Origin of the sequence: Streptomyces sp. NPDC002730 (assembly GCF_042888805.1) — a bacterium.
GTDB lineage: Bacteria > Actinomycetota > Actinomycetes > Streptomycetales > Streptomycetaceae > Streptomyces.
Genome location: NZ_JBIAQG010000022.1, coordinates 37668 through 45947, shown reverse-complemented (window position 1 = coordinate 45947; position 8280 = coordinate 37668). Strand labels below are relative to the sequence as shown.

Below are 8280 nucleotides of genomic sequence, written 5' to 3'. Positions count from 1 at the left end.
CCCCGGTTGGCTGGGGGCCCGCCCCCCGCGGTCACCCCCCGCCCCCCCATACACCGGGGGGGGCGCCCCCCCGGCCCCCCCCCCCCCCCCCGCGGGCGGGGGGGGGGGGGGCCCCCCGCGGGGGGCCCCCCGGGCCCCCGCGGCGGGGGAGTGGCACCCCCGCCGCAACCGGAAACACCCACCCGCCGAGAGGAGCCCAGCATGTCGGTCACCTTCACCGCCCAACTCACCGGCGAGCCGGTCAACATGGCCAACTCCAACGCCGCCCGCGTGCTGGAAACCCTCGGATACGCCGAGCCGTACGGCGTCGAGGACGCCCGGCCTTTCCTCGGCCGCGTCCTGCTCGCGCTCGCCCTCGACCCCGAGGACGCCGGGCGCCCCGCCGTCACGGACGGCCGCTTCACGGACTGCGGCCGCATCGAGGGCTACGCCCAGTCGCGGCTGAACGAGCTGCGCGAGCTCGCCGAGTACGCCCAGGCCCGAGGCCTGCGCGCCACCTGGGGCTGACACCCCCCCGCCCCACCCGGGGGCGGGGGAGTGGCACACCCGCCGCGCCGAGAACACCCCCCGAGAAAGGGCATCCCTGATGCTGTCGAGTCCGGTGGTCCGTGGTGCGCACCAGAGCGAGCTGGTGGGGCGAGGCGGAGGGCCCGGAAGGGGCCTTCCGGCGTCGCGGCCTGAGCGGCGCCGCCGACACCGGAGCGCGGTCGCGCCCCTGCGGTCTCATGGGCGAGTGCGACCCCGTGGCGCAGCTCCCTCCGGCGAACGCTCAACGGCGGCCGACCGATCGGCCGGGTGGCTGCGGGGGTATCGCGTCCAGGGCGAGCTGGTACCCCGGCTCCAGACGGATTGGCCATCTGACGGTGCGGTGCTCAATGTCTCCTACAGCTACGTCACACAGCCCGGGCAGCATCGCGAAGATGGCTCCTGCTAGCACGTTGTCGTCGTTGTCCAGGCATGGCACGTCTCCGCGCAATCTCGCTTTGAGGAGAGCACCCTCGATAGCAGTGTCGAACAGGCGGGCCATGTCCCCCCCCAGCTGAAGCCGGGGCGTATTTCGATCCCATAGGCGGGAAACACCGCTGCGTACAGCGACGCCCACATGCCAAGTAACGCGTGCTCGATGGTCTCAGTGGCGTCCCGGATCAAGGGATGCCCTGGAAGTGCCGCCTGGAGGAATGTCTGCAGGCTGACCGTGGGGTCGTCAAGCGTCGATCTCAGCTCTGCTGCGGTGCCTTCTCTGACGAGCTGTCCCAACGTCAGGCCGGGTGCCTCGGCGAGCAGCAGCACCTGCACCTCTCGCACGCGTCCTACGGTGATGGCCGGACGGAACAGATAGGCGATCAGGTCCTCGAGGAAAGCTGAGTGGTGGTGCCAGGTGTCGAGCCAGCGCTGCCGGTCGATTTCCTCCGCTGCCGCAGGGTCGGGGATCAGCAGTGCAGCGTGCCGCATGAGGTCTTCGGGGCCCAGGTTCCTGAACAGCTTGATCTCTGACGTCACCGAGCGGTGGGCTGCGCCAGCGAAGTGATGCTCGTAGAGCAGATGCAGGCCGAGATCCAGAAACATGCGCGTACGAGGATCTCGGGCACACTTGATCTGCGTATCGCGTCGAGTTTGAACCTTGACATGCGATAACACCTGCGCCAGGTCTTCGCCCTCGGGGCTGGACAGGCGCCGTGTCCACTCTGCCCATTCCCAGGTCTGTCGCAACGGTCCCCCTCATCTTGCGCGGCCCTAGCGCGTAGTGGTCACCCAAGTCAATGGCAATCGACAGCAGCCACGCGGAGTGGCTCTGCTCCATGGTTGCGGGCTTCGCACACGGAAGGCAGCCAAACGCGGCAACCATCGCGCTGCGAAGAGAACCGAACCGACACTCACCACACGAGCCGCCGCCCAACCAGCCGCCGGAGAGTGCAGCGATGACGTTTCCATCCGCCTGTTTCAGCCGACGTCTTCTCATGACAGTCCGCTACGTGCTCGCCGGGGTGACCTGCCTGGCCGCGGCCGCCTGCAGCATGTTCATGTTGTGGCACCTGTGGGCCCAGGACGGTGTCATGGCCTCGGCATCCGGCGCTGCATCCAGCGTCTTCTTCACCGCGTTCACTGCCATTGCACCGTCCGGCCGCACCGATCAAGGCACCGCTGCCTAAGAACTCCTAACAGAATGGGCCGCCCTCCGATCCGTGCGCGGTGGGGCAAGGCGAGCGCGAAGGAAGATCACTATTCTGCATGAGTGCTCTCATACGACGAGTTGACTTCACCGGAGCGTGAGCTGTGGGATGCGTTCCCCGAGAGACGCCGCGTGGACCTGCGCACGGGTGTGCCCGCGGACGACCGTGTCGCCGAGGGTGGGCAGTGGAGCCCCGGGCGGACGGTTCGGGCCGCCGTGATCGTGGCGCTCCTCCTGGGCGCGAACACCGCGCAGCCAGGCGTCGTCGCGTGCCTGAGGCTCGCCGGGGCGCGGATATCCGGGCACCTCAACCTGGCCGGTGCGCAGGTCGCTCACGCCCTCTGGCTCGAGGACTGCTGGTTCGAGGAGGGCGTGGACCTCTCTGGTGCGTCGACCCAGTCGATTGCGATCGTGGGCAGCCGAGTGCCGGGCGTGGAAGCCGGCTTGATCCGTATCGAGGGGCGCCTCGACCTGCGGCGCTCTCGCCTGGAAAGCGGCTCTGCCTCGCCCTTCCACCGCAGGGTCACCGCCTTGTCGCTCATCAACGCCCATGTGAGCGGCGCCGTGAACCTCAGTGGCGCCGAGATCACCGCACCCGAGGAATGGGCGGTGTCCGCTGGCGGCCTGGTCGCGGAGGGCGGCGTCTACTGCGTGGACGGATTCGTCGCGCACGGTGAAGTCCGTCTCATGGGGGCACAGTTGCCAGGCGGACTGCACATGCGGGGCGCACTACTGGAACGCCCCGGCCAGCGTGGGGTGGCGCTCGCCCTGGACAACGCCGTGGCCTCGACGCTCGACTTCTCCGACGGGTTCATCGCGAACGGGACCGTTCGGCTGCGGGGTGCTCGGATCTCGGACAACCTGACCTTTGAAGGAGCCGTCCTGAACGGGCCGCCCGACGGCCACGGCCCGTCATTGGTCGCCCTGCTGATGCAGGCCGTCGACTTCGACTTCACCCTCGCCCGGCCACCGTCCGGCACCGTGGACCTGCGGGGCGGGCAGGTGTCCTACCTCCACGACAGTGAGCACAGCTGGCCGGACGTGGTGGAGCTGGACGGCTTTGTCTACGGCTCCATCAAGGTGGACGAGGCGGGCGAGCGACGGGAGGCAGTGGGGCGGCGGGACTCCGTGGCCCGCCGCGTGGCGTGGATACGCGGCCCGGGCTACAACCCCCAGCCCTATGAGCAGTTGGCGAGCTGGTACCGGAAGGCCGGCCACGACGACGACGCCCGCCGCGTACTCCTGGCCAAACAGCGCCATCGGCGTCAAACTCTGCTCCCGGCCGCGCGCGTGTGGGGGCACCTGCTCGACGTGACCGTCGGCTATGGCTACCGCCCCTGGCTGGCCGGCGTCTGGCTTCTCGCGCTGACCTTGCTGGGCACGCTGTCCTTCGGCACTCACTCCCCCAACCCAGTCAAACAAGGCGAAGGCGCCCCATTCCAGCCCCTCGTCTACACACTCGACCTCTTGATCCCCATCGGTGGTCTGGGCCAGCGCACGGCCTGGTACTGGTCGAACGGCAGCCTCCAGTGGCTGGCTTACCTGCTGATCGCCTTCGGCTGGGTGCTGACGACCGCGGTCATCGCGGGTGTCACCCGCACCCTGCAGAAGAGTTAGCGGTCGACAGCTAGTGTTCAGGCGTCGCCAGCAGAGCAGTGTGCATCCGAGGGTGAGCAAGGCCTCGTGAATGTCGTCGCGTATCTCCCAGCGGATCCGCAGGCGGCGGAACCAGTGCAGGTGGGCGAACGCCCGCTCGACGACCCAGCATTGGGTGCCCAGGCCGCCATGCTCGGTGCCCCGGCGGGCGATCACCGGCTTCACACCGAGCGCCCAGACCAGGCGGCGGTACTTGTCGTGGTCGTAGCCGCGGTGGCCCAGGATCACGTTGGGGCGGCGACGGGGCCGACCGCGCTTGCCCCATACTGGCGGGATCGCCTCCAGCAGTGGGATCAGCTGGGTGACGTCGTTGCGGTTGCCCTCAGGGTGGCGGCCAGAGGGATGCCGGTGGGGTCGGTGATCAGGTGGTGGTTGCAGCCCGTCCTGCCCCGATCGATGGGGCTTCGTCCGCTCTTGGAGCCCCTTTTAACGCCCGGATGTGGGAGCGGTCGACGGCCGCCCGGGAGAAGTCCAGGGCATCCACACTGCGCAGCTTGACCAGGAGGACCTCGTGCAGCCGGCGCCACACACCGGCCTCAGTCCACTCAGCCAGCCGGCGCCAGCAGGTCATGCCTGAGCCGAAGCCGAGTTCCTGCGGCAGATGTTCCCAGGCGATCCCGGTGTGCAGCACGAACAGGATGCCCTGGAACACCAGCCGGTCCGGATGCCGCTTGCGCCCGGGGTGCCGTGCCCGACGCTCGGTTGGCTCGTCCGACACAGTGCACAACTGCGTGAGCGGCCGGTGCGGGACCACGAGGTCTTCGAGCCGGAACCGGGCCAAGTCTGCCCCCAGAGAACCTCCGTACCGTCGCCAATCGACCTCGGTACAGAGATCGGTCAGTCGGTGGGGTTGCTGCTGACTGCTTCACTCGACCGGACTGGGACGAGCCCGGCGGCGTTGCCAGCGCCGCCGCAGGGCTAGCGACCACGGCGCAGCGCCGAGTACGACCAGTACCGTCAGCAGCGGCAGCCGCCACCACGAGGAGATACTCGCCGGGGGTGGCGACGGCGTTTCCGCCACCCAGGGCTGTGCGCTCTTCGACCAGGCGAGGAACGCGTCACCGATCGGGAGCAGGCCGAAGGCGTACCGCTTGGTCCAGGGGGTGTCGACCGGTAGGCCGGCCAACTCGCTGTAGTTGGACATTGCTTCGGCGAGCGGGGCGTCGCCGTGCACTTGAGCCGCGCCGATGGTGACCACGCTGGCCGACAGACTCACACCGAGTGGCAGCGGGCCGGAGTCGACGTCGGCCGGACCATCCACGCCCTTGGGATACTCCCGCACGGCTGGCCCGAGGCCGAGCGGCGAGACGACGTACAGGTCGCGGAAGCGCAGGTACTGCTCACCGGCGAAGCCCGGATCGACGTCGAGCAGAAAACGCTGAATCAAGCTTTGCGAAGTGCCCCTGGCCACCTCGACCGGGTCGCCAGTGCTGGGGTCGGCACGATGCGGAAGCAGTCCGGTCCTCGGATCAAGCCGCTGGCGTACTCCCTCAAGCCATCGCTCGACAGTCCCTGCGAACCGGGTGGGCAGCAGCGCGTCGTGCAGCCGCAACGACGCGATCGCCACGGTCGAATCGACCGGCCACGCCTGACCAGGATACGCCGCCAGGTACGGCGACGCCGAGGCGCCGAACGCCGCGCCGAGCGCGGCGGAATCCGCGGCGAAGCGGTGCAGCTCGGCCGGATCGCGCTGCCCGGCAGGCTGCAGGCTCAGCAAGCCGCCGCGCAGCCAGTTGCTCCAGCCGCAGAAGAAGACACCGTACGACGGGACGAGGTCCGGGCTGAACGGGGCGCGGCCGGACGGCGAATCCAACCGATCCAACGCCCACCGTGCCTCCCGCAGCGCCGCTGACCGATCGCCGACCGGTTGGCGCATCCCGATCTCGACCCAGCCCAGGCCGTACAGCGCGTGCAGAAAGAAGTACCCCTCAGGGAACTGACGTTGCGCCTCGTCACCGGCCCCGCCGTCCAGTGCAGCGCGTATGAACGCCAGCTGCCGCTGAACCCCGGCCGGCTCACCCTTCGTACCCGCGGTGGCGGGCGCGACCAATCGCACCACGCCAACCAGCGCGCAGACGCTGACCACAACGGCAATCATCAGCCGCGACCACCTCATCAACTGACGGGCTGGTGATGACGGTTCGGACATCTGTTGATCTTAACCCGGAGTGCCGCGGGGCCCGAGCGAACGGGGAGAAGGGACGTGCGCTCTTCGTGGGAGGTGACGCGAGTCGTCCCGCCGGTCCGTCGTCGGCGGGGCGTCGCGAAGGCGCTTCCAGCGAAGCGGACGCCACTTCCCCTGTGCGTCCCGGCACCCCGTCTTGGTGCCGAACCTAGGACGCGGACAGGCCGGACCTGCAGCCCGCCAGGGCCGATTGACGGCGACCACGGCTGGGGCGGACCTGCCCGTGCTCATCCGAGTCGGTACGGGGGACGGAGCACGGGCAGGGGACTAACAGTGCGGTCTGCAGGCCGGGTCTCCCGGCGGATGCCGGAGCTTGTCCGGCCGCGCGCCGCTTGCAGAGAACTGCTCGACTTTCTGCGCCTTGCCCGCGATGGGTCTGTCACAGATGCAGCAGAAACGGATGCCGCTCATCGTCGTCATGGCCGTTGTACCTCCTGCTTGCAGCACGGGGCCCGCGTACACCTCGATGTCGAGAACATCGGCGCCCATTCGGCCGCTGGCTATACCGACGCTTCGTCCGCCACGGGTGATGGGCCTGTCGCACCAGACGCAGGCGCGGCCCGCGTACTGCTCCCAGGACAGGTCTCCGGCCGCTGGCAGCAGGAGCTCGGTGACTGTGGGCGTGGTCACCGCGCGGCTCGTCGATCGTGCCGGGGTAGTGGTCGCCCGGGATGTGGACGGATTCCAGGAAGGTCAGCTGGAAGTCGCCGTAGGTCATGGTGTCGCCGTCGCCGACGACCCGTAGGGCACTGCTCTTGCAGGCCGAGGCCGCGTCCTACGTTGGCGGTTGATTGCGATCCGAGGAGTTGCGCGCCGGTCTGTGCTGCCCAGATGGGTGCGTCGAGGGCGTGGTCGTAGTGGGAGTGGCAGCAGAACACTGCTGACATCGTGGTGATGTCGAGGCGGTTGATGGCGCGGGTGATGACGTCCCGGTCGGGTTGGATCGTGCCGGCCACGGTGCGGGCGATGGAGGGGCGGGTGACGAATCCGTCGCTGAGTACGGTCGTTGTGCCGTCCTGCAGCAGCAGCGACGATGTGCCGAGGAAGCGTGCGGTGACCGCGCCGACGGGTGCCGCCGCCGGTTTCTCCATGTAGGGGAGGTAGCGCTGCATGCTGGGGTGAGCGAGTGGGAGTCTCATTCGTCTGGCCCTCGTGCGAGTTGGCTTGCATGGCCGGCGTGGCCGCCGGACCGGGCCGAGTGCGGTCGATGCTCACCCAGCAGCTCGGCTACTTCAAGGAGCAGGGTATCGACGTCCAGCTGCTCACCGAGCCGGCCGGCGTGCAGGCCACCACCTCGCTCGTCTCCGGTGACGTGCAGGGCGTCGTCGGCTTCTACGACCACACGCTCGACCTGCAGGTCAAGGCCAAGCAGGTGGAATCAGTGGTGCAGTTCTCACACACGCCCGGTGAGGTCGAGGTGGTCTCCAACAAGGCGGCGGGCGACATCACGTCTCCCAAGGACTTCAAGGCCAGAAGCTCGGCGTCACCGGCCTCGGCTCGTCCACGGACTTCCTCACCAAGTACCTCGCGGTCAACGATGGTGTGAAAACAAGTGAGTTCACGCTGGTGGCCGTCGGCGCGGGCCAGACCTTCATCTCGGCCCTGCAGCAAGGCTCGATCCAGGGCGGCATGACCACCGACCCGACCGTCGCGCAGATCCTGGACAAGAAGCTCGGCAAGGTCCTGATCGACATGCGTACGCCCGGAAGGCTCCAAGAAGGCTCTCGGCGGCCCCTATCCCTCCTCCAGCCTCTACATGAACACCGACTGGGTGAACAGCCACAAGGAGCAGGTGCAAAGCTGGCCACCGCTTTCGTGAAGACCCTCAAGTGGATGTCCCCCCATACGCCCGAAGAGATCGCCGCGAAGATGCCCGCTGACTACGTGAAGGGCGGCAAGGAGCTGATCGCTCAGTCGATCAAGAGCACGCCTATGTTCACGGCGGACGGAGTCATGCTGGCGAACGGACCGGAGACCGTCGAGTGCGTCTTGAAGGCATTCAACCCGAACCTGAAGAACGCCACGGTGGACCTGAGCAAGACCTACACCACCGAATTCGTGAAGAACGCGGGCTGACCGACGCAGCAGCGGCCTCCGACCACCACCAGCGACCCGAGGCATCTATCGGGCGCGGTGGCCGGAGGCCGCGTCGTCATGGTTCGCCGCGGCCCAGTCGCCGACTCGTCGCACTTCTTCGTCGTCAGGTGCGGGGAGAAGTTGGCACAGACGATGGGCGATGTGGACGTGTCCCGGAGAGAGCGTGCGGCCG

At 68.4% G+C, this 8280-nt stretch carries 7 protein-coding genes and 2 pseudogenes; 4 read left to right on the top strand and 5 right to left on the bottom strand.

All coding sequences use genetic code 11. The features are described 5' to 3' along the window. The first annotated feature begins 201 nt into the window (after window positions 1-201). Window positions 202-507 carry a hypothetical protein gene (locus ACFYXH_RS38950; RefSeq protein WP_389573609.1) on the top strand — a complete coding sequence of 102 codons (306 nt, stop codon included), beginning with the start codon at window positions 202-204 and terminating at the stop codon, window positions 505-507. Window positions 508-930: 423 nt separating this feature from the next. On the opposite strand, the gene ACFYXH_RS38945 is transcribed toward ACFYXH_RS38950, so the two are convergent. Then, entirely contained in the window at window positions 931-1566 is a 636-nt protein-coding gene (locus ACFYXH_RS38945; protein WP_389573606.1) for a hypothetical protein, read from the bottom strand. A 194-nt stretch (window positions 1567-1760) separates the two neighbouring features. On the opposite strand from ACFYXH_RS38945, the gene ACFYXH_RS38940 reads away from it, so the two are divergent. Both ACFYXH_RS38940 and ACFYXH_RS38935 read left to right on the top strand, forming a co-directional pair. Next, the gene (locus tag ACFYXH_RS38940) at window positions 1761-2150 is read left to right on the top strand and encodes a hypothetical protein (protein WP_389573604.1); all 390 of its coding nucleotides are present in this window, start codon (window positions 1761-1763) and stop codon (window positions 2148-2150) included. 83 nt (window positions 2151-2233) lie between these two features. Next, window positions 2234-3787 (top strand): oxidoreductase, encoded by a 1554-nt coding sequence (locus tag ACFYXH_RS38935; RefSeq protein WP_389573601.1) that lies wholly within the window; start codon window positions 2234-2236, stop codon window positions 3785-3787. 12 nt (window positions 3788-3799) lie between these two features. Here the strand turns inward: ACFYXH_RS38935 and ACFYXH_RS38930 are convergent. The 4 genes and pseudogenes from ACFYXH_RS38930 to ACFYXH_RS38915 form a co-directional block, all read right to left on the bottom strand. Then, window positions 3800-4580, bottom strand: a pseudogene (locus tag ACFYXH_RS38930) (IS5 family transposase); the annotation flags it as partial. A 111-nt stretch (window positions 4581-4691) separates the two neighbouring features. Then, the gene (locus tag ACFYXH_RS38925; protein WP_389573598.1) at window positions 4692-5924 is read right to left on the bottom strand and encodes a hypothetical protein; all 1233 of its coding nucleotides are present in this window, start codon (window positions 5922-5924) and stop codon (window positions 4692-4694) included. 354 nt (window positions 5925-6278) lie between these two features. Next, window positions 6279-6641 (bottom strand): hypothetical protein, encoded by a 363-nt coding sequence (locus ACFYXH_RS38920; protein ID WP_389573595.1) that lies wholly within the window; start codon window positions 6639-6641, stop codon window positions 6279-6281. Continuing rightward, window positions 6638-7150, bottom strand: coding sequence for an MBL fold metallo-hydrolase (locus tag ACFYXH_RS38915; protein ID WP_389573592.1), 513 nt, complete (start codon window positions 7148-7150; stop codon window positions 6638-6640). The genes ACFYXH_RS38920 and ACFYXH_RS38915 overlap by 4 nt, the downstream gene beginning before the upstream one ends. A 65-nt stretch (window positions 7151-7215) precedes the next feature. On the opposite strand from ACFYXH_RS38915, the pseudogene ACFYXH_RS38910 reads away from it, so the two are divergent. Then, window positions 7216-8087: pseudogene (locus ACFYXH_RS38910) on the top strand (ABC transporter substrate-binding protein); the annotation flags it as partial. Window positions 8088-8280 lie beyond the last annotated feature (193 nt).

Coding starts and splice junctions, on each gene's coding strand:
- ACFYXH_RS38950 (WP_389573609.1), top strand. CDS start 202: ATGTCGGTCACCTTCACCGCCCAACTCACCGGCGAGCCGGTCAACATG.
- ACFYXH_RS38945 (WP_389573606.1), bottom strand. CDS start 1,566: ATGTTTCTGGATCTCGGCCTGCATCTGCTCTACGAGCATCACTTCGCT.
- ACFYXH_RS38940 (WP_389573604.1), top strand. CDS start 1,761: ATGGCAATCGACAGCAGCCACGCGGAGTGGCTCTGCTCCATGGTTGCG.
- ACFYXH_RS38925 (WP_389573598.1), bottom strand. CDS start 5,924: ATGATTGCCGTTGTGGTCAGCGTCTGCGCGCTGGTTGGCGTGGTGCGA.
- ACFYXH_RS38915 (WP_389573592.1), bottom strand. CDS start 7,150: ATGAGACTCCCACTCGCTCACCCCAGCATGCAGCGCTACCTCCCCTAC.